The 25,468-nt window shown below is 60.9% G+C and carries 23 protein-coding genes and 2 rRNA genes; 15 read left to right on the top strand and 10 right to left on the bottom strand.

Annotated features, from left to right (window positions below; genetic code table 11):
- Both rrf (DFR38_RS21885) and rrf (DFR38_RS14095) read left to right on the top strand, forming a co-directional pair.
- Positions 1-88, top strand: a 5S ribosomal RNA gene (rrf, locus tag DFR38_RS21885); the annotation flags it as partial.
- Between the two features lie 97 nt (positions 89-185).
- Positions 186-300, top strand: a 5S ribosomal RNA gene (gene rrf, locus DFR38_RS14095).
- Between the two features lie 74 nt (positions 301-374).
- On the opposite strand, the gene DFR38_RS14100 is transcribed toward rrf (DFR38_RS14095), so the two are convergent.
- Positions 375-875, bottom strand: coding sequence for a 2-thiouracil desulfurase family protein (locus DFR38_RS14100; protein WP_059285254.1), 501 nt, complete (start codon positions 873-875; stop codon positions 375-377).
- Entirely contained in the window at positions 872-2,326 is a 1,455-nt protein-coding gene (gene pdxR, locus DFR38_RS14105) for a MocR-like pyridoxine biosynthesis transcription factor PdxR (RefSeq protein WP_059285279.1), read from the bottom strand. Before pdxR ends, DFR38_RS14100 begins: the two co-directional genes overlap by 4 nt.
- Positions 2,327-2,428: 102 nt before the next feature.
- On the opposite strand from pdxR, the gene DFR38_RS14110 reads away from it, so the two are divergent.
- From DFR38_RS14110 to DFR38_RS14120, 3 genes are all read left to right on the top strand, one after another.
- Complete coding sequence (locus DFR38_RS14110) at positions 2,429-2,818, top strand: rhodanese-like domain-containing protein (protein WP_059285280.1); 390 nt, start codon at positions 2,429-2,431, stop codon at positions 2,816-2,818.
- Positions 2,819-2,826: 8 nt separating this feature from the next.
- Positions 2,827-3,582 carry a GNAT family N-acetyltransferase gene (locus DFR38_RS14115; RefSeq protein ID WP_059285255.1) on the top strand — a complete coding sequence of 252 codons (756 nt, stop codon included), beginning with the start codon at positions 2,827-2,829 and terminating at the stop codon, positions 3,580-3,582.
- Positions 3,583-3,673: 91 nt separating this feature from the next.
- Positions 3,674-5,113 (top strand): hypothetical protein, encoded by a 1,440-nt coding sequence (locus tag DFR38_RS14120; protein ID WP_110313556.1) that lies wholly within the window; start codon positions 3,674-3,676, stop codon positions 5,111-5,113.
- 102 nt (positions 5,114-5,215) lie between these two features.
- Here DFR38_RS14120 and gabD read toward each other — a convergent pair whose 3' ends face one another.
- The 6 genes from gabD to DFR38_RS14150 form a co-directional block, all read right to left on the bottom strand.
- The gene (gabD, locus tag DFR38_RS14125; protein ID WP_059285256.1) at positions 5,216-6,676 is read right to left on the bottom strand and encodes an NADP-dependent succinate-semialdehyde dehydrogenase; all 1,461 of its coding nucleotides are present in this window, start codon (positions 6,674-6,676) and stop codon (positions 5,216-5,218) included.
- Positions 6,677-6,767: 91 nt separating this feature from the next.
- Positions 6,768-8,033 carry a 4-aminobutyrate--2-oxoglutarate transaminase gene (gene gabT, locus DFR38_RS14130; RefSeq protein ID WP_059285257.1) on the bottom strand — a complete coding sequence of 422 codons (1,266 nt, stop codon included), beginning with the start codon at positions 8,031-8,033 and terminating at the stop codon, positions 6,768-6,770.
- 273 nt (positions 8,034-8,306) lie between these two features.
- Positions 8,307-9,611 (bottom strand): TolC family outer membrane protein, encoded by a 1,305-nt coding sequence (locus DFR38_RS14135; RefSeq protein ID WP_059285258.1) that lies wholly within the window; start codon positions 9,609-9,611, stop codon positions 8,307-8,309.
- Positions 9,608-12,670 (bottom strand): efflux RND transporter permease subunit, encoded by a 3,063-nt coding sequence (locus DFR38_RS14140; protein WP_059285259.1) that lies wholly within the window; start codon positions 12,668-12,670, stop codon positions 9,608-9,610. The genes DFR38_RS14135 and DFR38_RS14140 overlap by 4 nt, the downstream gene beginning before the upstream one ends.
- Positions 12,670-13,755, bottom strand: coding sequence for an efflux RND transporter periplasmic adaptor subunit (locus tag DFR38_RS14145; protein ID WP_059285281.1), 1,086 nt, complete (start codon positions 13,753-13,755; stop codon positions 12,670-12,672). The genes DFR38_RS14140 and DFR38_RS14145 overlap by 1 nt, the downstream gene beginning before the upstream one ends.
- 14 nt (positions 13,756-13,769) lie before the next feature.
- Entirely contained in the window at positions 13,770-14,438 is a 669-nt protein-coding gene (locus DFR38_RS14150) for a TetR/AcrR family transcriptional regulator (protein WP_233170466.1), read from the bottom strand.
- A 139-nt stretch (positions 14,439-14,577) separates the two neighbouring features.
- On the opposite strand from DFR38_RS14150, the gene argB reads away from it, so the two are divergent.
- Together argB and DFR38_RS14160 are read left to right on the top strand one after the other, a co-directional pair.
- Positions 14,578-15,450, top strand: a complete 873-nt coding sequence (gene argB / locus DFR38_RS14155) for an acetylglutamate kinase (protein ID WP_059285261.1) — start codon at positions 14,578-14,580, stop codon at positions 15,448-15,450.
- Positions 15,451-15,624: 174 nt separating this feature from the next.
- A complete protein-coding gene (locus tag DFR38_RS14160) occupies positions 15,625-16,059 on the top strand; it encodes a CBS domain-containing protein (protein WP_059285262.1) in 435 nt (144 codons plus the stop codon).
- A 64-nt stretch (positions 16,060-16,123) separates the two neighbouring features.
- Here DFR38_RS14160 and DFR38_RS14165 read toward each other — a convergent pair whose 3' ends face one another.
- Positions 16,124-16,897: an IclR family transcriptional regulator gene (locus DFR38_RS14165; protein ID WP_110313557.1), complete on the bottom strand. Its 774-nt coding sequence runs from the start codon at positions 16,895-16,897 to the stop codon at positions 16,124-16,126.
- Positions 16,898-17,088: 191 nt separating this feature from the next.
- On the opposite strand from DFR38_RS14165, the gene DFR38_RS14170 reads away from it, so the two are divergent.
- From DFR38_RS14170 to ylqF, 7 genes are all read left to right on the top strand, one after another.
- Positions 17,089-18,276 (top strand): acyl-CoA dehydrogenase, encoded by a 1,188-nt coding sequence (locus DFR38_RS14170; protein WP_059285263.1) that lies wholly within the window; start codon positions 17,089-17,091, stop codon positions 18,274-18,276.
- Positions 18,277-18,456: 180 nt separating this feature from the next.
- Positions 18,457-19,647, top strand: coding sequence for a CaiB/BaiF CoA transferase family protein (locus tag DFR38_RS14175; protein WP_059285264.1), 1,191 nt, complete (start codon positions 18,457-18,459; stop codon positions 19,645-19,647).
- A 105-nt stretch (positions 19,648-19,752) separates the two neighbouring features.
- Entirely contained in the window at positions 19,753-21,372 is a 1,620-nt protein-coding gene (locus DFR38_RS14180) for an electron transfer flavoprotein-ubiquinone oxidoreductase (RefSeq protein WP_059285282.1), read from the top strand.
- Between the two features lie 327 nt (positions 21,373-21,699).
- Positions 21,700-22,311, top strand: a complete 612-nt coding sequence (locus DFR38_RS14185; RefSeq protein WP_146215983.1) for a hypothetical protein — start codon at positions 21,700-21,702, stop codon at positions 22,309-22,311.
- A gap of 22 nt (positions 22,312-22,333) precedes the next feature.
- A complete protein-coding gene (locus DFR38_RS14190) occupies positions 22,334-22,672 on the top strand; it encodes a DUF4870 family protein (protein WP_059285266.1) in 339 nt (112 codons plus the stop codon).
- A gap of 348 nt (positions 22,673-23,020) precedes the next feature.
- Positions 23,021-23,233 (top strand): DUF3820 family protein, encoded by a 213-nt coding sequence (locus tag DFR38_RS14195; protein ID WP_059285267.1) that lies wholly within the window; start codon positions 23,021-23,023, stop codon positions 23,231-23,233.
- Between the two features lie 3 nt (positions 23,234-23,236).
- A complete protein-coding gene (gene ylqF / locus DFR38_RS14200) occupies positions 23,237-24,184 on the top strand; it encodes a ribosome biogenesis GTPase YlqF (RefSeq protein WP_059285268.1) in 948 nt (315 codons plus the stop codon).
- Positions 24,185-24,255: 71 nt separating this feature from the next.
- Here the strand turns inward: ylqF and DFR38_RS14205 are convergent, their stop codons facing one another.
- A complete protein-coding gene (locus DFR38_RS14205) occupies positions 24,256-24,693 on the bottom strand; it encodes a hypothetical protein (RefSeq protein ID WP_059285269.1) in 438 nt (145 codons plus the stop codon).
- 355 nt (positions 24,694-25,048) lie between these two features.
- On the opposite strand from DFR38_RS14205, the gene DFR38_RS14210 reads away from it, so the two are divergent.
- Positions 25,049-25,396, top strand: coding sequence for a DUF2834 domain-containing protein (locus DFR38_RS14210; RefSeq protein WP_059285270.1), 348 nt, complete (start codon positions 25,049-25,051; stop codon positions 25,394-25,396).
- Positions 25,397-25,468 lie beyond the last annotated feature (72 nt).

The raw sequence follows: 25,468 nt of genomic DNA on the forward strand, positions 1-25,468 counted from the left end.
CGCCTTCCCATCCCGAACAGGACCGTGAAACGCCTTAGCGCCGATGATAGTGTGGCATTCGCCATGTGAAAGTAGGACACCGCCAGACTCCCCTTTGAAAGCCCAGCTCAATCGAGCTGGGCTTTGATTTAACTGTTTTCCTGACCGTCGAGTCATTCCGGCAGGAAAGCAGGTGACAGCTTGTGTTTGGTGGCCATAGCGAGGTGGTCCCACGCCTTCCCATCCCGAACAGGACCGTGAAACGCCTTAGCGCCGATGATAGTGTGGCATTCGCCATGTGAAAGTAGGACACCGCCAACCTTCCCATTTGCCAGCTAGCTGGCAGTAAAAAGCCCGGACTTGTTCCGGGCTTTTTGCATTCTGATCTCATCCAGTCAATGCATGTCGGTCACCAGCGCCAGCAGTTGGTCTATTTCATTTTCATTGAATACCTGCAAGCCATGTTGTTGCAGCAAGGCAGCAGTGACACCCTGGCCGTGTCGCAGCTGTTGACTGAAGCTCCCATCGTAGATGTCGTGATTGCCACATGACGGGCTATTGGCTTTGAGTAGTGCCAGCTGGCAACCATATTGCTTGGCCAGCTGCAGGGTGTGCTCGGCACCGGCCCGGAATGGCTGGCTGACATCTTCGCCACTGGCCGTCACCACCCGGGCCTGGCCGCGCAGCACCTGCCGGCCATCACCATGAATGATTTCTGCGGCAGGTCGTGGCACAGGTAGTCCACCTGCGCATTCTGGGCAGACGGGCAGTAGCTGGTAATGCGATGCCAGCTGTGTCAGACATGCGGCATTCTGGCTCTTGGATTGGCCATCGTAGCGCACAGGCTGTCCCAGCAGGCAGGCGCTGATCAGCAAGGGTGGTTTGTGATCGGTCACAACATGGGCTCCAGCAATTGCGCCAGTCGCAAGGCAGACTGGCGGATAAGGGTTTCTTCGACGCCGGCATAACCCAGCACCAGCCCGTTTTGCTCGGGCTGTTGCAGATAATGGCCGGATAGCGGGCGTAGCCATAGCTGCTCCCGTGCAGCAAGGCTGCTCAGTTGCTGGTCGTCGACATGGGCTGGCAGCCGGGCGACCAGATGCATGCCGGCCTGGCCTGCGGACAGGGGCACGGCGCTGCCCAGGGCATGCTCCAGTGTGTGGCGCAGCAGCTGCTGGCGTATGCGATACAGTTCGCGCATGCGCCGGATATGGCGGGCGAAGTGTCCCTGCTCGATAAAATCGGCCAGTGCGGCCTGCTGGGCATAGCTGCCTTCACGGTAGAAGCGGGCATAGGCCGCGCGGAAGCTGTCTGTCAGGGTGGGTGGGATAACCAGATAGCCTAGCCGCAGCGCTGGAAACATCACCTTGCTGAAGGTGCCGACATAGATGACCCGTTCGCTGCTGGCCAGCCCCTGCAGCGAGGCGATGGGCTGGGTATCGTAGCGGAATTCGCTGTCGTAATCGTCCTCGATGATCCAGCTGTTGCAGGTTTCTGCCAGTTGCAGCAGCTCCAGCCGCCGTTGCAGCGACATCACCACGCCACTGGGATATTGATGGGAGGGGGTGATGTAGATCAGTCGTGGCGTACTGCCAACAGGGGCGGCTGCCGGATTCAAGCCTTGTTCGTCTACCGGGACGGGAATCAGCTGCAGACCGGCGGCTTGTAGCGCAGCCTGGGCACCGATATAGCCCGGATCCTCCATCCAGGCGCAGTCGCCGGCATCGCTCAGCAACCGGGCCGCCAGCTCCAGCGCCTGCTGGGCACCTTGCACGATGAGAATCTGCTCGGGCTGACAACGTACCGAGCGCGACAGTTGCAGATAATCGCAAACGGCTTGTCGCAGTTCCGGCAGGCCGCCTTGTTGCTGATAGTGCCACCAGTGTGCGGGAGCCTGTTTGCTGCGCACTTGCTGCAGCCGCTGCCAGGTGTGATGCGGGAACTGCTGTAATTCCGGCAGGCCAGGCGCAAAAGCACCGGTCAGCCCGGTGGGTAAGCGGCACTGCGCGGTAAGTTGCTGCCCGCGCTGTGACAGGCCGGCATGTGGCATGGTCGGTGGCAGATGGGCGCTTTGCTGTGCAAAGAGCGGGCTGACAAAGGTGCCTGCTCCTTGCTTGCTGTGCAGATAGCCTTCGGCCAGCAACTGGTCGTAAGCGGCCAGCACGGTATTGCGGCCGAGCTGCAGCGCCTGCGCCAGTGTGCGGCTGGCCGGCAGCGCGGTGCCACCTTTCAGTTGCTGGCTGCGAATGGCTTCGCGCAGCAGACGGTAGAGCTGTTGCCCCAGCGTGGTCTGGCCATCGCGCAGCAGGCAGCGCTGCAGGTGTTCGATAATCCAGTCGGTTTGCACGGTGACGAGTGGTTCCTGCGTGAAGGTGGCAAGTGGTTCTTTTGAAGGAATCAATTTGCCCGTAATCTGCTTGTATTGCAATGCATGAACAAGGAGGGCGTGATGACGCAGCTGGAGTTCTATCAGGCCAAGCTGGCCTATGAAATCGATGCCGCTGATGTAAAGGCCGCACTGGATGCCGGGGAGAAGGTGATTCTGATTGATACCCGTGCGGCCAGTGCATTCGAAAGAGAAACCATTCCCGGTGCCTTGTCCTTGCCACACCGTACCATGTCGGCACAGACCACGGCAGCGTTGCCGCGTGATGCCTTGCTGGTGCCATTTTGCGATGGTATCGGTTGCAATGGCTCGACCAATGGGGCGATCAAGCTGTTGCAGCTGGGTTTCCGGGTGAAAGAGCTGCAGGGCGGGCTGGACTGGTGGAAGCGTGATGGCTACGCCACCGTTGGCAGCCATGCGGTGGCGGCCACCTCCCTTCAATGTGCCTGTTAGGAGTGCCCATGTCCGATACCTTTATCGCGCAGCGCCTGGCGGCTGGCGAAGCCAATGCCCTGGGCCAGTTGCATGGTTTGCCGCTGCCACAGTGGCAGCCCTGTCCACAGCCGCAGCCCGTGGTGCTGCAAGGCCAGTATTGCCGGCTGGAGCCCTTGTCGGTGGCCCGCCATGGTGAGGCGCTCTACGCCGCGATGCGGCGGGATGTCGAGGGCGCAAACTGGACCTATCTGCCCTATGGCCCGTTTGCTGATCAGGCAAGCTATCGGCAATGGCTGAGCAGCATGGAGGGTCTGGCTGATCCGCAGTTTTACGCCATAGTGGACGCTGGTTCGGGGCAGGCTCTTGGGTTGGCGAGTTATTTGCGCATCGACCCGGCCAATGGGGTGATCGAAGTGGGCCATCTCAATTTCTCTCCCTTGCTGCAACGCACGCCGGCGGCGACCGAGGCCATGTATTTGCTGATGCGCCATGCCTTTGAACTGGGTTACCGCCGCTACGAATGGAAGTGCAATGCCCTCAATCTGCCATCACGCCGGGCGGCCGAGCGCCTGGGTTTTCTGTTTGAAGGCTTGTTCCGCCAGGCCATGATCAGCAAGGGGCGAAACCGCGATACCGCCTGGTATTCGATACTGGATGGCGAGTGGCCGATGGTGCGCCAGTTGCTGGAGCAATGGCTGTCCGCGGACAATTTTGATGCAGCAGGGCAGCAGCAGCAATCATTGACGGCGTTGATGACAAACTGGAGACAGACCCGGCAATAAGCCAAATTGCGGCATTTGGGCTCCCCGAGGTTTCACCTCGGGCGGGCTGGCGGGTACAATGGGATGTTTTTGCTGATTTTCTGGTTGACTGATGACACCTCATCCCCGCAATGCTCATATCAAGGGCGAGCCGCAATTGCCCAATCGCTTCATTTTTGGCGACGCCGTGGACGAGTCCGGTCTGGAAGCGACCGAGTATCTGGTGCATACCGCTGCTCCGGCCTTTGTCTGCCGCCTGGTTGGCAATGATTTCACCGACTTTGCCGGTCGTGATGAAGACGAATTTGCCAGCGCGCTGCTATTTGATGTGGATGGCAACCGCAGCATTTACGTATGCAACCGCGGCTTGCGGCTGTTTGATTTCAATTTCAGTGGCGAGCCGCCGACAGCGGCCCGTCTGCAGGCCATCTGCGACGAAGCCATCGCCTGCTACCAGCGTTTGCATGAGGCTTATGCCGAACGCGAAGTCGGCCCCAAGGCCAGGGAGATGCGCCAGGGGCCAACCGAGCCCTTGCCACCAGCCGAGCGCAGCCGTGCCATCCGCACCTTGCGTGATGCGGCGCGTGCCGCCGCGCAGGACCCGATTCACCGCGCCGGTTTTGCGGCACAAGTGCAGCAGGCACTGATGGGCGGGGATCAGGCGGTGTTCACCGAAGCCCAGTTATCCCTGCTGGGCGAACCGGTGGCGCGTGCCTTGCTGGTGAATAGCGCGCGCGATGCCATTGCCTTTCCCGAAGTGGTGCGGGCGGATGGCTCGGTGATGTCTTTCGAATTGTGGGCCTTGCCCTTTGCCTTTTCCCGCGCGCAGGGTGGGGTGTGGTGGCACTTCCCCTTGCTGGAACGCCTGGAGACGCCGCTGGCGGATGCGCTGGATGTGCCGGAAAAAGCCATTCTGTGGATTTCCCCCACGCTGTTTACCGTGGACATGCTGAATGAGCGCGCCTGCCAGAACCTGATGCATCTGGCCGGCGTGATGGACGCCGGCTGTGATTTTGCGCCGCTGGATCCGGAGTCGTCGCGTGCCACTTACGAGGCGGCCCGCAAGACGCAGGACCCGCAGCTGGTGATTTCCTGGCTGCCCTTCCTGGTGGAACGTGGCGCCTTGCCGGTGGAGCAGGCAAGGCAGCTGTCGCGCAAGGCGCTGGATGCGGTGATGCCGCTGGTGCAGCAGGCCATCGGCGCCGAGATGGAATATGGCGAAGCCGAGCTGTTTGCACCGCTGCCGTGGTGGGAGTCCTTGCAGGCCGGGGTACGTGCCTGGAACCGCAAACGGCTGGGGCTGACCGTGGCCCTGATTGCCACCCGTGTCGGCGGCTTGCAGGACCTGGAAGCCGTGGCGGAATATCAGCCGGAAATGCAGGGTTATGAAGTGGGTCTCAAGTTGCGCGGCAGCGAAGAACTGCTGGCACGGTCGCCCTGGCTGGTGGTGCCGGACGTGGCGCCGGACAAGGATGCCACCTGGCAGGACTTGTGCGATTGCCTGCGCGAGGCGGACATTCCGCTGTCGGAAACCATCGTCAAGCTGCATTGATTGGTGGGCAGATGCAAAGACCAGGGCCGCGTGAGCGGCCCTGGTCTTTGGCAGATACGAAAAAGGCCGCGCAAGTGGCCTTTTCAGCAGGGATGACCGGACTTATTTGTCCAGGCCGCCCAGCAGTACGTATTTGATTTCCAGATAGTCTTCAATACCGTACTTGCTGCCCTCACGGCCCAGGCCGGATTGCTTCACGCCGCCAAAGGGCGCGGCTTCATTGGACAGGATGCCGCTGTTGACGGCGACCATGCCATATTCCAGACCTTCCGATACGCGGAAGATACGACCCACGTCGCGGGCATAGAAGTAGCTGGCCAGGCCGAATTCGGTATCGTTGGCCATCTGGATGGCTTCTTCTTCGGTGCTGAAGCGGAACAGCGGTGCCAGCGGGCCGAAGGTTTCTTCCTTGGCCACTTTCATCGCCGGAGTCACGCCGGTAATCACCGTGGGTTCGAAGAAGCTGTGGCCCAGTGCGTGGCGCTTGCCACCAGCCACCAGCTTGCCGCCCTTGGCCAGCGCGTCGGCAATGTGCTCTTCCACCTTGGCCACGGCATTGGTGTCGATCATCGGGCCCTGGGTGATGCCGGCTTCCAGACCATTGCCCACGTTCAGCTTGGCCACGGCAGCGGCAAATTTCTCGGCAAAGGCATCGTACACGCCATCCTGTACCAGGATGCGGTTGGCGCAGACGCAGGTCTGGCCGGCATTGCGGTACTTGGAAATCATGGCGCCTTCGACGGCGGCATCCAGATCGGCATCATCAAACACGATGAACGGTGCGTTGCCGCCCAGTTCCATCGACACTTTCTTGACGGTGTCGGCACATTGGGCAATCAGCTTGCGACCCACTTCGGTGGAGCCGGTAAAGGAGAATTTCTTCACCGTATCGCTGCCGGTCAGCACGGCGCCGATTTCGCTGGAGCCACCGGTCAGTACCGAGAACACGCCAGCCGGGATGCCGGCACGTTCGGCCAGCACGGCAATGGCCAGGGCGGACAGCGGAGTCTGGCTGGCCGGACGCACCACCATCGGGCAACCTGCTGCCAGGGCCGGAGCCGCCTTGCGGGTGATCATGGCATTGGGGAAGTTCCACGGGGTGATGGCGGCGGTTACGCCGATCGGCTCCTTGGTGACCAGGATGCGACGGTCGGCAGCCGGAGCCGGGATGGTGTCGCCGTACAGGCGCTTGGCTTCTTCGGCATACCATTCGATATAAGAAGCACCATAGGCGATTTCGCCCTTGGCTTCGGCCAGCGGCTTGCCCTGTTCGCAGGTCAGGATGACGGCCAGGTCGTCCTGGTTGGCCATCATCAGGTCAAACCAGCGGCGCAGGATGGTGGCGCGTTCCTTGGCGGATTTCTTTTTCCAGCTCTTGAAGGCTTCGGCGGCACCGGCTACGGCGCGCTCGGCTTCGGCCTTGCCCATTTTCGGCACGCTGGCGATGACTTCGCCGGTGGCCGGGTTGGTGACCGGGATGGTTTCGCCATTGTCGGCATCCAGCCATTGGCCGTTGATATAGCACTGCTGCTTGAGCAGGGAAGGATCTTTCAGGTTCAGCATGTCTCTCTCCAGAAGGTGGGCGGAGGATATTGTTTGTGCAGACGGCCAACCCCGCTGCCGGGATTGGCCGTTGCCATCAGCCGTTAAGCGATCAGGCCTTCAGGGCGGCTTCCAGCTTGGCCAGCGCTTCGGCGAAGATTTCGTCTTCGATGGTCAGCGGGAACAGGAAACGCACCACGTTGTAGTACACGCCGCAAGTCAGCAGGATCAGGCCGGATTCCAGTGCCTTGGTCTGTACCTTCTTGGTGAACTCGGCATCCGGCTCGTGGGTGCCCGGCTTGTTGAATTCCACGGCCACCATCGCGCCCAGACCACGTACATCGGCGATCTGCGGGATGTCTTTCTTCAGGCTGTGCAGTTTTTCCTTCAGCAGGTCGCCCAGCTTGTTGGAACGTTCCAGCAGCTTTTCTTCCTGAATCACGTCGATCACGGCGCTGGCAGCGGCCAGGCCCAGCGGGCTGCCGGCGTAAGTGCCACCCAGGCCGCCCGGTGCCGGTGCGTCCATCAGTTCGGCCTTGCCGACCAGGGCTGCCAGCGGGAAACCGCCAGCCAGCGACTTGGCCATGGTGGTCAGGTCCGGGGTCACATCGTAGTGTTCCATGGCAAACAGCTTGCCGGTACGGGCAAAGCCGGCTTGCACTTCGTCGGCAATCATCACGATGCCGTTGTCGTCACACAGCTTGCGGATGGCACGCACCCATTCGGCCGGTGCGGAGTAGAAACCACCTTCGCCTTGTACCGGTTCGAAGATGATGGCGGCCACGCGCTTGGCTTCGATATCGAACTTGAACAGTTTTTCGATGCTGGCCAGCGAATCTTCCACCGATACGCCGTGCAGGGCATTCGGGTAGGCAGCGTGGTAGATCTCACCCACAAACGGACCAAAGCCGATCTTGTACGGGGCAACCTTGCCGGTCAGGGCCATGCCCAGCATGGTACGGCCGTGGAAGGCACCGCCAAATGCGATCACACCCGGACGGCCGGTGGCGGCGCGGGCTACCTTGATGGCGTTCTCGACGGCTTCGGCGCCGGTGCTGAAGAAAGCGGTTTTCTTGGCGAAGTTGCCCGGAGTCAGCTTGTTCAGCTTTTCGGCCACATCGATATAGGATTCGTAGGGTACGACCTGGTAGCAGGTGTGGCTGAACTTGTTCAGTTGCGCGGCCACGGCAGCCTGTACCTTGTCATGCAGATGGCCGGTATTCAGTACGCCGATACCGCCAGCAAAGTCGATGTAACGGTTGCCTTCGATATCCCATACTTCGGCGTTCTTGGCCTTGTCGGCAAAGAAAGTACACATTACACCCACGCCGCGCGGGGTAGCCTCGGCCTTGCGTTGCATCAGATCCTTGTTGCTCATTCCATCTCTCCTAAGATTGGGGTGCCTGGCGGCGATGTCCTGGACGGAAGGGCTGGTTGCGGCGGTGGCACTTTCAATGCTTTTTTGCCGGGTCAACCAGCTGCCGGGGCGATGAATCGGCGGCTTCCAGAGTCGTTTGATTCTAATCAGGTGTTTAGCAAAAAGCTACACTTGCCACAAAAAGTTAAACACTTGTTGCAAGACCAGCACACCATGAAAAATGGGGCCGCTGTGCGAACAGTAGCCCCATTTGATCAAAAGTAACACATTTTCTTAATGCCGCACTGCCGCATTCACCTCCTGCAGTTGCTGCTGGTCCAGCGTGCCCGCCACTTGTCCCAGCTGCAGGCGAGCTGTCAGGTAATCGTATTTGGCGGTGGCCAGGCTGGTGAGTGCATCGTAGTAAGCCTGCTCGGCCTGCAGTACGTCCAGATTGGTCCGAATGCCCACTTCCTTGCCCAGCTTGGTGGAGTCGACCTTGCTTTTGGCCGAGACCAGCAGCTGTTGCTGTGCCCGCACCAGTGCCGCGCCATTGGTCACGCCCAGCCAGCTTTTGCGTACATCTTCCCTGAGCTGGCGGCGGGCGGATTCCAGCTTGTCGCGCGCCGATTCTTCACGGGCCAGCGCTTCGCGGATTTGCGAGTTGATGCCGCCGCCGGCAAACAGCGGCAGGCTGACGCTCACGCCGATGCTGCTGCCGCGGGTGACCGGTATCATGCCGGCCTGGTTGCTGCGGTTGTCGTTATAACCGGCATTGAGTGCCACCACCGGTAATTGATTGCCGCGTTTTTCGGTGACGGTCTGGCTGGCAAATTGCAAGGCCTGCTCGGCAGCGCGCAGTGCCAGGCTGTTGTGCGTGGCGGTCTCCAGCCAGCCTTGCAGGGTGCCGGCGGGCGGTGGCGGCAGTTGCTCCTGCAAGGGCTGGATGGCGCTGGCATCCAGGCCGGTCAGCCGGCGCAGATTGTTCTGGCTGATTTCCTGCTGGTTCAGTGCAACGATTTCCTTGGCGTTGGCGGCATCGAAGCCGGCCTGGGCTTCGTGGGTATCGATGATGGTGGCCGTGCCCAGCTCAAAGGCGGTTTTCGCCTGTTCCAGCTGGGTGTGAAAAGCCTTTTTGCTGGCGCGGGTGGCGGCCAGGGTGTCTTCGGCCAGCAGCACGTCAAAATAGGCGCGGGCGATGTCGACGATCAGTTGCTGCTCTGCCGCACTGAAAGCGGTTTCGGCCTGCTGGCTGGCAATCTTGCCTTTCTGATAGGCGCTGTACTTGCTGGTGTCGAACAGCGGCTGGCTCAGTTGCACGCCATAGCCGGAGCTGTCGTAAGTGGACTGCCCGGCCGGCTGGGTGGGGTTGGTGTGGCTGTAGCTGCCGGTCAGCGCCACTTGTGGCAGCAACTGGGCACGGCCTTGCACCGCCTGTTCGCGACCGGCGCCCAGATCGGCACGCGAGGCCGCGTAGTCGCTGTTGTAGTCGCGGGCGGCCAGCCAGGCCTGGTTCAGGTCGAAGGCCGGTGTGGCCGTGCTGGCCAGCAGCAGGGCCAGTCCGCTCAACAGCGGTGCGCAGTGGGCGTATGTCTTCATGATGTTCTCTTCGGTTTGCTTTCCACCCTGAACCACTGGGCGTACAGGGCGGGCAAAAACAGCAGGGTCAGCACCGTGGCCACCAGCAGGCCGCCCATGATGGCCACGGCCATCGGCCCCCAGAAGGTGCTGCGGGTCAGCGGGATCATGGCCAGGATGGCGGCCAGCGCGGTCAGCATGATGGGGCGGAAGCGCCGTACCGTCGAACCGATGATGGCCTCGTGCCGGTCTATGCCTTCGCGGATGTCCTGTTCGATCTGGTCGACCAGGATGACCGAGTTGCGCATGATCATGCCGGACAGGGCAATCACCCCCAGCATGGCGACAAAGCCAAAGGGCGCATGGAAGATGATCAGCGTCAGCGTCACGCCTATCATGCCCAGTGGTGCGGTCAGCAAGACCATCAGGGTGCGCTGGAAGCTTTGCAGCTGCAGCATCAGCAGGGTCAGTACCACCACGATCATGAAGGGCGCGACCGCGGCGATGGCGCTCTGCGAATTGCCACTGGACTCCATCGATCCGCCCAGCTCGATGTGATAGCCCAGCGGCAGGGTTTGTTCCAGCTGCTGCATCTGCGGCCAGAGTGCGGCGGATACATCATCCCCCTGCACGCCGTCGGCCACGTCGGCATTGACGGTGATGGTGGGCAGGCGGTTGCGCCGCCAGATGATGGATTCTTCCGGCTGATAGTCGATCTTGCCCAGCTGGGATACCGGTACAAAGCGGCCACTGGCGGTTTGCACCTGCAGATCACCGAGGGCGGCCACGTCGCTGTGCTCCTGCTTGTTGAGGCGGGCGACAATGCCCACGGTACGGTTGCCATCGCGATAGTCGGTGATGGTGGCGCCGGAAATCAGCATCTGCAGCTGTTGCGACAAGGATTGGCTGTTGATGCCCAGCAGGCGGATCTTGTCCTGATCCAGGGTGATGCGTAGCGCTTTCTGCTGCTCGCCCCAGTTGATATTGACGTGGCGGCTGGCCGGATGGGCGCGCACCTTTTGTTCTACCTGGGCGGCAATGGCGCGGATCTTGTCATGATCCGGTCCCATGACGCGGAACTGTACCGGATAGCCCACCGGCGGGCCGTTTTCCAGCCGGGTCACCCGGCCGCGCACCAGCGGGAAGTCGTGGTCGAAGATGGACTCCAGCCGTGCCTTGACCTGTTCGCGCACATGCTCGTCGCCGGTCATCACCATCAGCTGGGCGTAGTTCAGATGCTGTTGCTGCTGGTCCAGCGGCAGGTAGAAGCGCGGGCTGCCACTGCCGACATAGCTGGTGACGCTGAGCACGTTCCTGTCCTGCTTGATCAGTGCTTCCAGTTTTTTCACTTCGCCTTCGGTGGCGGCAAAACTGGCACCGCGCGGCAGCCACATGTCCACCATCAGCTCCGGCCGGTTGGACGAGGGGAAGAACTGCTGGGCCACCAGCAGGCGGAAGGCCAGCAAGGACAGCACGAAAACCCCCAGCGTGATGGCGATGACGGTCTTGCGGTAGTGCAGGCACCATTCCAGCAGCGCCCGAAAACGGATGTAGAAGGGCTTCTGGTACACATCATGCGTCTGGTGATGCATGGCCTGTTCCGGCAGCAGCTTGTAACCCAGAAACGGAGTAAACACCACGGCGACGATCCAGGACAGGATCAGTGCCAGTCCGACCACGGCAAACAGGCTGAACACATATTCGCCCGCGTCGGATTTGGCCAGCCCCACCGGCAGGAAGGTGGCCGCGGTAATCAGCGTGCCGGTGAGCATGGGGAAGGCGGTGCTGGTATAGGCATACGTCGCGGCCTGGAACTTGTTCCAGCCCTGTTCCAGCTTCAGCGCCATCATTTCCACGGCGATGATGGCATCGTCCACCAGCAAGCCCAGCGCGATGATCAGCGATCCCAGCGAGATGCGTTGCAGATCGAGCTTGAAAAAGTACATGGCCAGAAAGGTCATGGCCAGCACCAGCGGAATCGACAGCGCCACCACCACCCCGGTACGCAGGCCCAGGCTGAAGAAGCTGACGGCCAGCACGATCAGCACCGCCTCGATCAGCGAGCTCATGAATTCGCCGACGGCGCCTTTCACCACCTTGGGCTGGTCGGACACGGCGTGAATCTGTATGCCCACTGGCAACTTGGCCTGGATCCGCTGCAAGGCAGCATCCAGATGCTCGCCCAGCTTCAGCACATCGCCCCCGGTTTTCATCGAAATGGCCAGGCCCAAGGCCGGCTGGCCGTTGAAGCGCATGCGGAAGGAGGGCGGGTCGATGAAGCCGCGGTGAATGCTGGCGATATCACCCAGCCGCAGCGTCTTGCCATTGGCCACGATGGGCGTGTTGGCCACGGCCTCCACCGTGCTGTAATTGCCGGTAGGGCGCACCCAGATGCGGTCGCTGGCCGTTTCGTAACTGCCCGCGGGCAGCATGGCGTTTTGCTGCTGCAGCGCAGTCCAGATGCTGCCGGTATCCAGCCCCAGCGAGGCGAGCTTGCTGCTGGAGAGGTCGATGTAGATGTTTTCGCTTTGCTCGCCCACCAGGCTGACCTTGCCCACATCCGGCACGCGCAGGATTTCTTCCTTGGCACGATCGACATAGCGGCGCAGTTCTTCGGCGCTGAAACCGTCACCGGTAAAGGCGTAGATATTGCCGAAGGTATCGCCGAACTCGTCATTGAAGAAGGGGCCCTGGGTGCTTGCTGGCAGGCTGCTGCGCACATCGCCCAGTTTCTTGCGTACCTGATACCACAGGCCAGGCACGTTCTTGGCCGGGATATCCTCACGCAGAGCGATCAGCAGCAGCGATTCGCCCGGCTTGCTATAGCTCTGCACATACTTGATTTCCGGCATTTCCTGCAGCTTTTCTTCCAGCCGGTCGCTGATCTGCTGCTCTACCTCCTCGGCCTTGGCTCCTGGCCAGTAGGTCTGCACCAGCATGGCCTTGAAGGTGAATTCCGGGTCTTCCTTCTGCCCCAGCTGGGTGTAGGCCCACAGGCCGGACACCATCAGCATCACCATGAAGTAGAACACCAGTGCCTGGTGGCGCAGTGCCCATTCCGACAGATTGATTTTCTTCATTACTGTTCGCCTTGCTGCAGCAGGAGCACGCGCTGGCCTTCATGCAGCAGGTGGACACCGGCAGTCACCACCAGCTCGCCCGGCTGCAGCGCCCCACGTACGCTGGCACTGTCGCTGTCGATATTAAGCACGCTGACGGCGCGGCGGCTGACGCGCAGCGTCTTGGGATCGACAATCCACAGCGCATGCTTGCCCTGCTCGTCCAGCAGTGCGGTCAGCGGCAGCCGCATGGCGCTGCTGTCGCCGTGGCTGGCGCCGGGCAGGGACACGGTGGCCGTCTGGCCCAGAGCCAGGCCAGCGGCTTGTGGCAGGGTGATGCGTGCGGCATAGGTGCGGGTGGCCGGATCGGCATCGCCGGCCAGTTCACGCAGCCGGCCCTGGTATTGCTGTTTGCCGGCCCACAGGCTGATGGTGAAGGTTTGTTGCTGGCGCACGCTGGCCAGGGCGTTTTCCGGAAGCTGGATCGCGACTTCGCGCTCGCCGTCATGTGCCAGCCGTGCCACGGTCTGGCCCGCGGCCACCACCTGCCCCGGCTCGGCCAGCATCTGGCTGACGATGCCGTCGGCATCGGCGACCAGCTGGGTGTAGCTGCCCTGATTGCGGCTGGCGGTCAGCTGCGCGCGTGCCTCGTCACGCTTGGCGCGCGCCGCGTTGACGCCATTTTGCTGGCTGTCCACCTGCGCCTGGCTGATGAATTGCTTGGCCAGCAGCTCCTGGTAACGCTTCAGATTGAGCTGCTGCTGGGCAAGGTCGGATTCTGCCGCCGCCAGTTGTGCCTGTTTGGCGCTGATGTCCAGGCTGGTGTCGCTGGCATCCAGCCGGGCCAGCACCTGACCTTTGCGCACATGCTCGCCGCTATTGACCAGCTTGGCGATCACCTTGCCGCCGATGCGGAAGGCCAGATCGGTTTCGGTACGGGCGCGGACTTGTCCGGCAAAGCTGTTGCCATTGTCTATGCCGTGCTGGCCGGCGCTGACCACGCGTACCGGCCGGACTTCTTCGCTGGGGGCCTGCTGTTTGCTGCAGCCGGCCAGCAGCAGCAAGCCAAGCAGGGTAAAGCGCCAGAGGTGGGGAGAGGTGGACATGGGCATGTTTCCTGTCAGTTGTTTTTCAGGCCGTGCAGCACCAGATCCAGCGCGTCTTGCAGAAAGCCGAGCGGGTCTTTGGTGGAACCGATGCAGCAGCCAGGCAACTGGCCGAAGGAGTGGCTGAAAATCATGGTGGTCAGCAAGGGGGCCAGCAAGGCATCGACGGTGTGCACCAGCGGCACGGCGCGAAACTCGCCACTATCGATGCCGCGTTGCAGCACCCGGCTCAGCAGCTGGTTGCTGGGGGCGATCAGTTCTTCAAAGTAGAAGCGGGCAAGTTCGGGGAAATTGGCCGCTTCCGCAATCATCAGCTTGCACAGGCCGGCCGAAGGGGAGCAGCCCACTTCCTGCCACCAGTGCGCCACCATCTGATGGAGCAGTGCACTGGCGGAACCGTCGAAATCATCGGCCAGCCTGTCCAGCTGCTGCAGATTGGCCACGAAAGTGCCGCGGGCAATCGCCTTGAAAATTTCTTCCTTATTCTGGAAGTACAGGTAGGGCGTGCCCTTGGTCACCCCTGCGGCGCGGGCAATGTCTTCCATCTTGGTGGCGCGATAGCCTTTTTCGACAAACTGGCTGAGGGCGGCATCCAGGATTTCAGCCGGGCGGGCTTCTTTTTTCCTACGCCAGCGGGCGATAGGGCAGTTTTCGGTCATGGATTTAACTGAATCAATATTCATTAATGTCCGGCAATGTAGTGCAATTGCCTTGTCATGACAATTAATAAATCACTGTTCAGTAGCTTGATTGATTAGAATGCAACACATTGTCGCCAGTGGCCGGAATGGCTCCGGTCCTTATCCTCAGAAGGAGAGTGTCGTGTCTGTAAATGCCGCTGAAAAAGCGTTGGTTCTCGCCGAGGCCCTGCCGTATATCCGCCGTTTTTCCGGCAAGACCATCGTGATCAAGTACGGTGGCAACGCCATGACCGACGATGCCCTGAAAGAAGGCTTTGCCAAGGACATCGTGCTGCTCAAGCTGGTGGGCATCAATCCGGTGGTGGTGCATGGCGGCGGCCCGCAGATCAACGAGCTGCTGGAGCGCGTGGGCAAGGAAGGCAAGTTCATCCAGGGCATGCGCGTGACCGACCAGGAAACCATGGACGTGGTGGAAATGGTGCTGGGCGGCCTGGTGAACAAGGAAATCGTCTCGCTGATCAACACCCATGGCGGCAAGGCGGTTGGCCTCACCGGCAAGGATGGCCATTTCATCCGCGCGGAAAAGATGTTCCTCAGCGATGAGAGCGAAGACAAGATCGACATCGGCCAGGTCGGTGAAATCTCCAGCATCGACCCCTCGCTGGTGTCACTGCTGGACCGTCAGGATTTCATCCCGGTGGTAGCCCCCATCGGCGTAGGTGCCAATGGTGAAGCCTACAATATCAATGCCGACCTGGTGGCCGGCAAGCTGGCTGAAACCCTGAATGCCGAAAAACTGATCCTGATGACCAATACCCCGGGCGTGCTGGACAAGGCGGGCAAGCTGCTGACCGGCCTGTCCGCCCAGCAAGTGGACGCACTGTTTGCCGATGGCACCATCCACGGCGGCATGCTGCCGAAGATCAGCTCGGCGCTGGATGCGGCGCGCAGCGGGGTGAATACCGTGCACATCATCGATGGCCGTGTGCCGCATGCCCTGCTGCTGGAAATCATGACCGACGACGGTGTCGGCACCATGATCCGCGCCAGCTAGGCGTCAGCACTCAGCAAGCCAGGCCGGCAACAGCGATGTTGACCGGCCTTTTTCATGGCGGCGTGGCGGCCGGGCAAGGGCACGATATACCTTCTGCCATTTCGTTGATCAGTCTTGTTCTATAGTATTAAAACAGGTTGTATCAGGTTCTCTTGGCCGAACAGGGAGGGTGCAATGCAGACAGTCAGACAGTTGCTGGAGCAGAAGTCCGGGCGCGTGCTGGTGACGGTATCGCCGGAAAGTACCGTGTTTCAGGCTTTGCAGGTGATGGCGGAGCACGACATCGGTGCGGTGCTGGTGATGGAAGGCGGCGACGTGGTGGGGATATTCTCCGAGCGCGACTATGCACGGCGCATCGTGCTGCAGGGCCGTACTTCGGCTGGCACCCGCATCCGCGACATCATGACCAGCAAGGTGGTGTATGTCACGCCGGACCAGAGGTCGGACGAGTGCATGGCGCTGATGACGGAAAAGCACATCCGCCACCTGCCGGTGCTGGAAGGCAAGACGGTGCAGGGCATGTTGTCCATCGGCGACCTGGTCCATGCCACCATTCAGGAGCAGGCGCAGGTCATCAACCAGCTGGTGCATTACATCCAGAGCGCCTGAATCCGGATCTGCCCGCAAGCAAAAAGCCGCCTGTTGGCGGCTTTTTGCTATCTCGTGTAACGCCTCAGGCCACCGGCACGATGCGCTGGCGCAGGGCAATCAGCGCCGGGGCAACTTGCTGCTGCATCACCTCGGCGCTGAAGGCAAAGGCCGGGCCGCTGGCGTTCAGGCTCATCGGCGGCTGGCCCGGATTGGGCGAGGGCAGGTGCACACCTACCGCCATCACATCCGGTTCATATTCGCCAAATGATGCCGAATAGCCGCAGCGCAGGTATTCCTCCATCGCCTGTTGCAGCCGTTGTTGCAGCGCCGGCCAGCGTTCGCCATAACGCGCAGCCAGTTCGCCATCCAGTTGCTGGCGCACATTTACCGGTAGTCCGGCATAAAAGGCCCGGCCGATGGCGGTAGTGGCAATCGGCACCCGTGAGCCCACGGTCAGCTGCACGCTGACCCGCGACTGGCTGCGACAGGTTTCCAGATACACCATATCGGTGCCATCGCGCATGGCCAGGCTGATCGACACATTGTTTGCCAGGGCAAATTCCCGCATCAGCGGGCCGGCCACCTGGCGGATGTCATAGCTGGCCAGCACCACCGAGCCCAGCGCCAGCAGTGCCACCCCCAGCCGGTAAAAGCCGCTGTGTTCATCCTGCGACAGATGACCCAGCCTGGTCAGGGTGTAAGTCAGCCGTGACACGGTGGACTTGGGCAGGCCGGTACGCTTGGCGATTTCCAGGTTGGATAGCGCCGATTCGCCGGGGCGGAACGCCGCCAATACCTGCAAACCCCGCGCCAGCGCGGTGACGAATAACCGGTCCTTGTCATCCTCTTCCTGCATTGCTTTCCTCATTTCTATCTTGATGGCCTGGATTTTCCAACCTGGCGCTAGCGCGTGAGCGGCAAGCATAGCCTGCTTGCCGCCAGGATCAAACAAAACGCTTTACAGGCGAATTTGGAGTTGTTAGTCTATTCTGCAATGTAAAACGCAATTCCGCAATGCGGAACAAGCAAAACCAAGGAGAACTCTCGATGGCCGCATCCAACAGCCGCGCACCCTTTGCCTGGGAAGATCCCTTCCTGCTGGCCGATCAGCTGACCGAAGAAGAACGTCTGGTCCAGCAGACCGCCGAAGCCTATTGCCAGGATCGCCTGATGCCGCGCGTGCTGACGGCCAATCGTGAAGAACGCTTCGATCGCGAAATCATGAGCGAGATGGGCGAACTGGGCCTGCTGGGCTGCACCATCGACGGCTACGGCTGTGCCGGTCTCAGCCACGTGGCTTACGGCCTGGTAGCCCGCGAAGTGGAGCGTGTCGATTCCGGCTACCGCTCGGCCATGAGCGTGCAATCCAGCCTGGTGATGCACCCGATCTGGGCCTATGGCTCGGAAGCGCAGAAAGACAAATACCTGCCCAAGCTGGCCACCGGCGAATGGGTGGGCTGTTTCGGCCTGACCGAACCGGATGCCGGTTCCGACCCGGCCGGCATGAAAACCCGCGCTCGCAAGGTCGATGGCGGTTATGTGCTGTCCGGCAGCAAGATGTGGATCACCAACAGCCCGGTAGCCGATGTATTCGTGGTATGGGCCAAGGATGACGAAGGCGAAATCCGCGGCTTTGTGCTGGAAAAAGGCATGAAGGGTCTGTCTGCACCGAAGATTCACGGCAAGTTCAGCCTGCGTGCCTCCATTACCGGTGAAATCGTCATGGACGAAGTGCTGGTGCCGGAAGATGCCATCCTGCCGGGTGTGAAGGGTCTGAAAGGCCCGTTCGGTTGCCTGAACAAGGCCCGTTATGGCATTGCCTGGGGTGCGATGGGTGCCGCCGAGTTCTGCTGGCACGCCGCTCGCCAGTACACGCTGGACCGCAAGCAGTTTGGCCGCCCGCTGGCCGCCACCCAGCTGATCCAGCTCAAGCTGGCCAATATGCAGACCGAAATCGCGCTGGGCCTGCAGGCGGCCATCCGTGTCGGCCGTTTGCTGGACGAAGGCAAGGCTGCACCGGAAATGATTTCGCTGATCAAGCGCAACAACTGCGGCAAGTCGCTGGACATCGCCCGTATCGCCCGCGACATGCACGGCGGTAACGGCATTGCCGACGAATTCCACGTCATCCGCCATGTGATGAACCTGGAAGCCGTCAACACTTATGAAGGCACGCACGATGTGCATGCCCTGATTCTGGGCCGAGCCCAGACCGGTATTCAGGCATTTGCCTGATAGCACAGCGGGGGCATGGCTCCACCTGCCCCTGTTGTTGGTTCCTGTCTGTCCTTGTGCGGCCCGGTGAGTACCGGGCCCTTTTTTTGGTGCACAGCGTCATGTGGCTGCTCGCGCGGCGGCATCACACTGTCCATCCGGCCGCCAGGCGGCCATTAACGAATCAATCAGGAGAACACCATGGCGGGCGCACTTGCAGGCATCAAGGTTCTGGATCTTTCCCGGGTACTGGCCGGCCCCTGGGCAGGCCAGTTGCTGGCCGACCTGGGTGCCGAAGTGCTCAAGGTGGAACGGCCCGGTGCCGGCGACGACACCCGGCAATGGGCACCGCCCAGCCTGGCGGATGGCACGGCAGCTTACTTTCTGTGTGCCAACCGTGGCAAACGCTCGGTAACGGTGGACATCACCAAGCCGGAAGGGCAGGAGATTGTCCGCGCCCTGGCACGCGATGCCGACGTGATCATTGAAAACTACAAGGTGGGTGGACTGAAAAAATACGGGCTGGATTACGACAGCCTCAGCCAGCTCAATCCGCGGCTGGTGTATTGCTCCATCACCGGCTTTGGTCAGGATGGCCCCTATGCCGAGCTGCCTGGCTACGACTACATCGTGCAGGGCATGTCTGGTCTGATGAGCATTACCGGCCCGGCCGATGGAGAGCCGCACAAGGTGGGCGTGGCGGTCACCGACCTGTTCACCGGCATCTATGCCAGCAATGCCATTCTGGCGGCCATTATTGCGCGCAACAGCAGCGGCAAGGGGCAGTACATCGACATGGCGCTGTTCGATTGCGCGCTGGCCTCGCTGGCCAATATCAATATGAACTGGTTGATCGGCCAGCAAGTCCCGCCGCGGCTGGGCAATGCCCATGCCAATATCGTGCCTTATCAGGTATTTGCCTGTGCCGACGGCCATTTCATCCTGGCCTGCGGCAACGACAAGCAATTCCGTGCGGTATGCCAGGTCATCGGCCTGCCGGCACTGGCCGACGACGAACGCTTTGCCAGCAATCCGCAGCGGGTGAAGCACCGCGACAGCGTGGTGCCCGTGCTGGCCGCAGCCTTCATGGGCAATACCCGCGAACAGTGGCTCAAGCAACTGGATGAAGCCGGGGTGCCCTGCGGCCCGATCAACACCGTGGACGAAGCCTTCCGCGATCCGCAGATCCAGCATCGCGGCATGGAAATACACTTGCAGGACAGCGTAGGGCAAAATGTGCCCCTGGTAGGGTGTCCGATCAAACTTTCCGGCACGCCAGTCGAGTACAATCAGGCCCCTCCCAAACTGGGTGAACATACCGACGACGTACTGCGCGCGCTGGGCTACGACGCTGCCAGGATTGCCACACTGCGTGAGCAAGGCACCGTTTAAACGCTTGTTTGATTTTGACGAGCAAGGCCGCTTCATTGCATGATGACTGCCAGCCAATAAGGACAGCCCTCCGGGCGCAAAGGAGATGTGGTGCAACGCGATTATATGGAATACGACGTGGTGATCGTCGGCGGCGGCCCTGCCGGGCTGTCTGCCGCGATTCGCCTCAAGCAGCTGGCTGAAGAAAAAGGCCAGGAAATCAGTGTCTGTCTGTTGGAAAAAGGCTCGGAAATCGGGGCGCATATTCTGTCGGGTGCCGTGATTGAAACCGGCGCACTGTCTGAACTGATACCGGACTGGAAAGAAAAGGGCGCGCCGCTGAATACCCCGGCACTGTCCGACCGTTTCCTCTACCTGACGGAAACCGAGTCCATCCAGCTGCCTACCCCGCCGCAGATGCACAATCACGGCAACTACATTGTCAGCCTGGGCAATTTCTGCCGCTGGCTGGGCGAGCAGGCCGAAGCGCTGGGCGTGGAAATCTACCCCGGTTTTGCCGCTGCCGAAGTGCTTTACCATGCCGACGGCTCGGTCAAGGGCGTGGCCACCGGCGCCATGGGTACCGGCAAGAACGGCGACCAGCCGGGTGAACCGGGCATGGAGCTGTGGGCGCGCCAGACCATCTTTGCCGAAGGCTGTCGTGGCTCGCTCACCAAGATGCTGTTCGAGCGCTTTGCCCTGCGTGACGGCGCCGACCCGCAAACCTACGGCATCGGCATCAAGGAGTTGTGGGAAGTCAAACCGGAAAACCACAAGCCCGGCACCATCACCCACACCGTGGGCTGGCCGGTGGACACCGCCACTTACGGCGGTTCCTTCCTGTATCACCTGGAAGACAATCAGGTTGTCGTGGGCTATGTGGTGGGGCTGGATTACACCAACCCCTACCTCTCGCCGTTCGAGGAATTCCAGCGCTTCAAGACTCACCCTGCCATCAAGGGGGTGTTCGAGGGTGGCCGTCGCCTGAGCTATGGCGCACGTGCCCTGTCCGAAGGCGGCATCCAGAGTCTGCCCAAGCTGACCTTCCCTGGCGGCTTGCTGGTGGGCGATACTGCCGGCTTCCTCAATGTGCCCAAGATCAAGGGCACGCACACCGCGATGAAGTCGGCCACGCTGGCCGCCGATGCCGTGTTCGAGCTGCTGCAGGCCAATCCGGAAGCACAGGGGCTGGAAGCGACCGGCTATTCCGCCCGCTTCAAGCAAAGCTGGCTGCACGAAGAATTGCACAAAGTGCGCAATATCCGCCCGTCCTTCCGCTGGGGCCTGTGGCCGGCCATGATCTACTCGGCCATCGACACCTTCCTGTTCCGTGGCAAAGCCCCGTGGACGCTGCGCCACAAGCATGCCGACCACGAAGCCTTGCGTCCGGCCAGTGAATGCACGCGCATCGACTATCCCAAGCCGGACGGCGTGCTGACCTTCGACCGCCTGTCCTCGGTGTTCATTTCCAACACCAATCACAGCGAAGACCAGCCGCCGCACCTCAAGCTGAAAGATGCCAGCGTGCCGATCAGCTTCAATCTGGCCAAGTACGATGCCCCCGAACAGCGTTACTGCCCGGCTGGTGTGTATGAAATCGTCGGTCAGGAAGAGGGCAGCCCGCGTCTGCAGATCAATGCGCAGAACTGCGTACATTGCAAAACCTGTGATATCAAGGACCCCAGCCAGAACATCAACTGGTGCACGCCGGAAGGCGGCGGCGGTCCCAACTATCCCAATATGTAAGCAGCACTCTGGATTGCTGTTGCAAAAACCCGGCCTTGGCCGGGTTTTTTTGTGCAATGCAATGATTTCTGGCTTTCCGCCTTGACAGCCCACTGCCCTTGTTGGCAGGATGGTCGACATGAATACTTTCTCCGCAGTCTTTAACGCCTATTTTTATTGGTACCGCAGCTCACGGCGGCTCCAAGGGGCGTCTCTGCACTAGAGAACAGTACAAGAGAACGAATACACCCGAACAATGCCGCCGCGGACACTCCGGCGGCATTTGTTTTTTCAGCAGACAAATCAGCTCCGGACCCACCCAGGCAAGCCCGACTGGAGATGCAGGTCATGAATGAAGTCAGTGATGCAAGGCAGATCGCCCGAGAAAGCGCCAGTCTGGTGCTGGACGGTGCTGCGTGGTCCGTAACCCTGTTGACTGATGGTGAGGCCCTGGCCAATGCTGTCGCACCACAAACGGACAGCCTGTATCGCTACCTGCAGCAAGACCAGACAACGGCCACGCCGCTGCTGGAATCGCTGCTGCCGGACATTCGTGCCTTTGCCATGTTGCTGGCCTCCCAGCGCCGGCATCCCCATGGTTCGCCTGCACGCTTTGCCGATGCAACAGACTGGCTGGCGGCGCGTATCGCCGTGCTCGAACTCAGCCATGTCGCCGTCACCCTGGCTGAGCTGACGCAGCTGGATGAAGCGAACCGCCGTCTCAAGCTGCTGTCGGAGCAGTTGCAGCTTAAACTGCCATCGGCAGCTCCGGTGCTGCTGACCGCACCAGAGGCCACGCCCGGTGTATTGCGCGGCTGGAGCAGACAGCGGCAGAGCGGCATGGTGGGGACGGTGCACGGCATGCAATCCATGCTGATGGCCTCGCGCCTGGTGGCGCAGCAATGCCGTCAGCGGCTGCAACCTTTCTGGCACGGCCTGCAGGCAGCACGCCGCGGCTGAGCGACCAACAAGCGGAAATACCATGCAACTGCAAACGCGTGATGATGAGCGCAAACTGAACAACCTGACCCTGGTGGTGTATATCCTGCAGGGCCTCAGCCTGTTTACCGGCCTTCCCATGCTGGTCGGCGTGATCATCAACTATCTCAAGCTGGAGGATAGCCGCGGCAGCTGGTTTGAAAGCCATTTTCGCTGGCAGATCAACACCTTCTGGATCGGCCTGCTCGGCACGGTGCTGGGCTATGCACTGGTATGGATACTGGTCGGTTTTGCCATTCTTGGCCTGACCTGGCTGTGGTGCCTGTACCGTGTGCTGCGCGGTTTTCTGGCTTTCAATGACGGCAAGGCACTGCCGCGCTGAGCCAAAAAAGAAGGGCAACCAGAGCGGGCTGCCCAAAGAGGTCTTGAGCGTGCGGGCAGGCCATGCCTGTATCCAACCGCCGTATGCACTACGGCTGCCACGCCAAAGAACCTACGTCGCTATCACTGAACTGACTTCGCATTGCGGTCGCAATCGGAACCGACCAGACCCCGGTAACGAATGGCCACCATGCTATCCCGTCCACGCCGGTTTTCGACAGAAAAATGACAACGGCACTTGTCGCAGGTCAAATCCGGCAACTCGACAATAAAAGTCCGACAAAACAAGGCTGTGGCGTAAAATGGCAGCCTTTGGCACAATGCGCCTCCTTCAGTCCGATGTGAAATCATGCAACAAGAAGATCTGCAACGGCTGGTCAGCACGACCATGCCTTTTGGCAAACACCAGGGCACCCTGCTGTGCGACCTGCCTGGCAACTATCTCAACTGGTTTGCCCGCGAGGGTTTTCCCAAGAGCGAGATCGGTCGTCTGCTGCAATTGATGCAGGAAATCGACCACAATGGACTGAGTTATTTACTGGACCCGTTAAGAAAGCGTTAAAGCATGGCAATTCAATGGTTTCCCGGCCACATGAACAAGGCGCGCAAAGATGTCATGGAGCGCCTGAAAGACATCGATGTGGTCATCGAAATGCTGGATGCGCGCTTGCCGGCGTCCAGCGCCAATCCGATGCTGGCGCGCATGGCCAAGGGCAAGCCGCGCCTGATGATCCTCAACAAGCAGGATCTGGCCGACCCGGCCATCACCACGCAGTGGCTGGACTGGTATCGCGCCAAGAAGCAGACCCAGGCCATTGCGCTGGATGCCGGCGAACGTGCGCCTTCACAAAAGCTGGTGGCGGCCTGTCGCGAGCTGGCGCCCAATCGCGGCGGCCTGGACAAGCCGCTGCGGGTACTGATTTGCGGTATTCCCAACGTGGGCAAGTCCACGCTGATCAACAGCATGAGCAGCCGCAAGATCGCCAAGACCGGCAATATGCCTGGCGTCACCAAGAACGAGCAGCGCATTATCCTGGCCGATGATGTGGAGCTCTATGACACGCCCGGCATGCTGTGGCCCAAGATCGAAGTGGAAGAAGGCGGCTATAACCTGGCGGCCAGCGGCGCCGTTGGCCGTAATGCCATGGACGAGGAAGAAGTCTCGCTGGAACTGCTCAAATACCTGCTGCAACACTATGTGCCGCAACTGACGGCGCGTTATCGCCTGGACGAGGTGGACGGCCTGCAGGACTGGCAGGTACTGGAAATGATAGGCCGCAAGCGCGGTGCCATGCTGGGTGGCGGGCGCGTCAATATCCAGAAGGCAGCCGAAATCGTGCTCACCGATTTTCGCGATGGCAATACCGGCCGCATCACGCTGGAGCGCCCGCAGGAATGGGTAGTCTGGGAAAAGCGTGCCAAGGAACTGGCCGCGCAGAAAGCGGCAGCGCGCGAAGCCATGATGAGCGAAAAGGAAAAGCGCAAGCACAGCTCGCGCGGCCCGCAGGATTGATAGCGGTTTGCCCGGCAAACTGCTACAACAGCTAGCGCCGGAACGATCGTGCCATCATCAGGGCCGGTCGTTCAGGCCAGCGTATCAACGATGCTGCTATCCGTACTATCCTGCACCGCGGTATTGCTCAATGCCGGATCATTTTGCAGCAGGCTGCCCCAGTTGCTGCTCAGGCCCGCCAGGGTGCCGCTGCTGGCGGCTGTTCCCCCCAGCAGTTGATCATCCACCGCGGCTGCCGCGGTTGCCGGATCGCTGGCCACACTGCCTTGCAAGCTGCCAGCTTGCGTAAAACTGTTCAGCAAGCCTGCTGCATCATACGTCGTCCCCTCATCCCCACCGCCGCCAAGTGTCACCACGACGCTGGCGTCTTCGGCAATGCTGCTCGCCGCATCCACCAGCGCCGCATTGCTGTTGGAGGACTGGATCACCGGTGAGGGCAGCACGCCGCCATTCAACAAGGCGGCGCTGGCCAAGGAGAGCTGGGTAGCCTGGGTGATGGAATTGCTCATGGTGAAATCGGCTCATGCATGTTGATCATTCACTTATAGTGCAAGCGGCACCACTCTTGCAGGGAAAGATGTTGCCAGATGTTGCCAGTCTGTCGCGCGGGCATGAAGCTAGCCATGCTCAAGCCCCAGGCGCGGGCTCTGTCATTGTGGCAGCCAGCCTGCCGCTGGTGCGTCCTATCGGGTGCAGGGTGCGCTGGTGGCAGCTCGCTGAGCGACTGATGGGACAGTAGAGAGATTGCACTCTTCCCCCTACGCTGCTGGACAGTTCAGCCTGCCCCTTTATCGCATGAAGCCCGCGGAGCACCAGGCTGGGCATTGGCGCAACCCCCGCAGGAGATCCTTAATGAGCCGGACAATGCATCGCTATGCCACCCTGGCATTCCTTGTCATCGCCATTGGCGGTTTTATTGTCACCTGGTACTTCAACTTGCAGTACCTGATGCAGGGCGGAGGCCTGGGGCCCGCCGAATTCTTTGCTGCGGCGTTTGCCAATCCACTTACCAGCGCGATCACCATCGACATTTATTTGTCAGCCATTGCATTTTCCGTCTGGGTCATCAGCGATTCACGGCACGCCAGGGTCAAGTGGCCATGGGCATACATCCTGATCTGTTTTGCACTGGGCCTGGTGGTGTCCCTGCCCATCTATCTGGCCATGCGCGGGCGGGCCGGGCCCGCCACCTCAGTAGCTGAACAGCCCTGATGCCCAGCTGTGCTGGTCAAGCAAGCGGGTCGGTCACCGCCTGTCAGCCAGCCATCTGTCGACTGGCTCCAG

The sequence above is a fragment of the Aquitalea magnusonii genome, assembly GCF_003202035.1.
In the GTDB taxonomy this organism is placed as follows: domain Bacteria; phylum Pseudomonadota; class Gammaproteobacteria; order Burkholderiales; family Chromobacteriaceae; genus Aquitalea; species Aquitalea magnusonii.

Coding starts and splice junctions, on each gene's coding strand:
- DFR38_RS14110 (WP_059285280.1), top strand. CDS start 2,429: ATGACGCAGCTGGAGTTCTATCAGGCCAAGCTGGCCTATGAAATCGAT.
- DFR38_RS14115 (WP_059285255.1), top strand. CDS start 2,827: ATGTCCGATACCTTTATCGCGCAGCGCCTGGCGGCTGGCGAAGCCAAT.
- DFR38_RS14120 (WP_110313556.1), top strand. CDS start 3,674: ATGACACCTCATCCCCGCAATGCTCATATCAAGGGCGAGCCGCAATTG.
- gabD (WP_059285256.1), bottom strand. CDS start 6,676: ATGCTGAACCTGAAAGATCCTTCCCTGCTCAAGCAGCAGTGCTATATC.
- gabT (WP_059285257.1), bottom strand. CDS start 8,033: ATGAGCAACAAGGATCTGATGCAACGCAAGGCCGAGGCTACCCCGCGC.
- DFR38_RS14135 (WP_059285258.1), bottom strand. CDS start 9,611: ATGAAGACATACGCCCACTGCGCACCGCTGTTGAGCGGACTGGCCCTG.
- DFR38_RS14140 (WP_059285259.1), bottom strand. CDS start 12,670: ATGAAGAAAATCAATCTGTCGGAATGGGCACTGCGCCACCAGGCACTG.
- DFR38_RS14145 (WP_059285281.1), bottom strand. CDS start 13,755: ATGTCCACCTCTCCCCACCTCTGGCGCTTTACCCTGCTTGGCTTGCTG.
- DFR38_RS14150 (WP_233170466.1), bottom strand. CDS start 14,438: ATGAATATTGATTCAGTTAAATCCATGACCGAAAACTGCCCTATCGCC.
- DFR38_RS14160 (WP_059285262.1), top strand. CDS start 15,625: ATGCAGACAGTCAGACAGTTGCTGGAGCAGAAGTCCGGGCGCGTGCTG.
- DFR38_RS14165 (WP_110313557.1), bottom strand. CDS start 16,897: ATGCAGGAAGAGGATGACAAGGACCGGTTATTCGTCACCGCGCTGGCG.
- DFR38_RS14170 (WP_059285263.1), top strand. CDS start 17,089: ATGGCCGCATCCAACAGCCGCGCACCCTTTGCCTGGGAAGATCCCTTC.
- DFR38_RS14175 (WP_059285264.1), top strand. CDS start 18,457: ATGGCGGGCGCACTTGCAGGCATCAAGGTTCTGGATCTTTCCCGGGTA.
- DFR38_RS14180 (WP_059285282.1), top strand. CDS start 19,753: ATGGAATACGACGTGGTGATCGTCGGCGGCGGCCCTGCCGGGCTGTCT.
- DFR38_RS14185 (WP_146215983.1), top strand. CDS start 21,700: ATGAATGAAGTCAGTGATGCAAGGCAGATCGCCCGAGAAAGCGCCAGT.
- DFR38_RS14190 (WP_059285266.1), top strand. CDS start 22,334: ATGCAACTGCAAACGCGTGATGATGAGCGCAAACTGAACAACCTGACC.
- DFR38_RS14195 (WP_059285267.1), top strand. CDS start 23,021: ATGCAACAAGAAGATCTGCAACGGCTGGTCAGCACGACCATGCCTTTT.
- ylqF (WP_059285268.1), top strand. CDS start 23,237: ATGGCAATTCAATGGTTTCCCGGCCACATGAACAAGGCGCGCAAAGAT.
- DFR38_RS14205 (WP_059285269.1), bottom strand. CDS start 24,693: ATGAGCAATTCCATCACCCAGGCTACCCAGCTCTCCTTGGCCAGCGCC.
- DFR38_RS14210 (WP_059285270.1), top strand. CDS start 25,049: ATGCATCGCTATGCCACCCTGGCATTCCTTGTCATCGCCATTGGCGGT.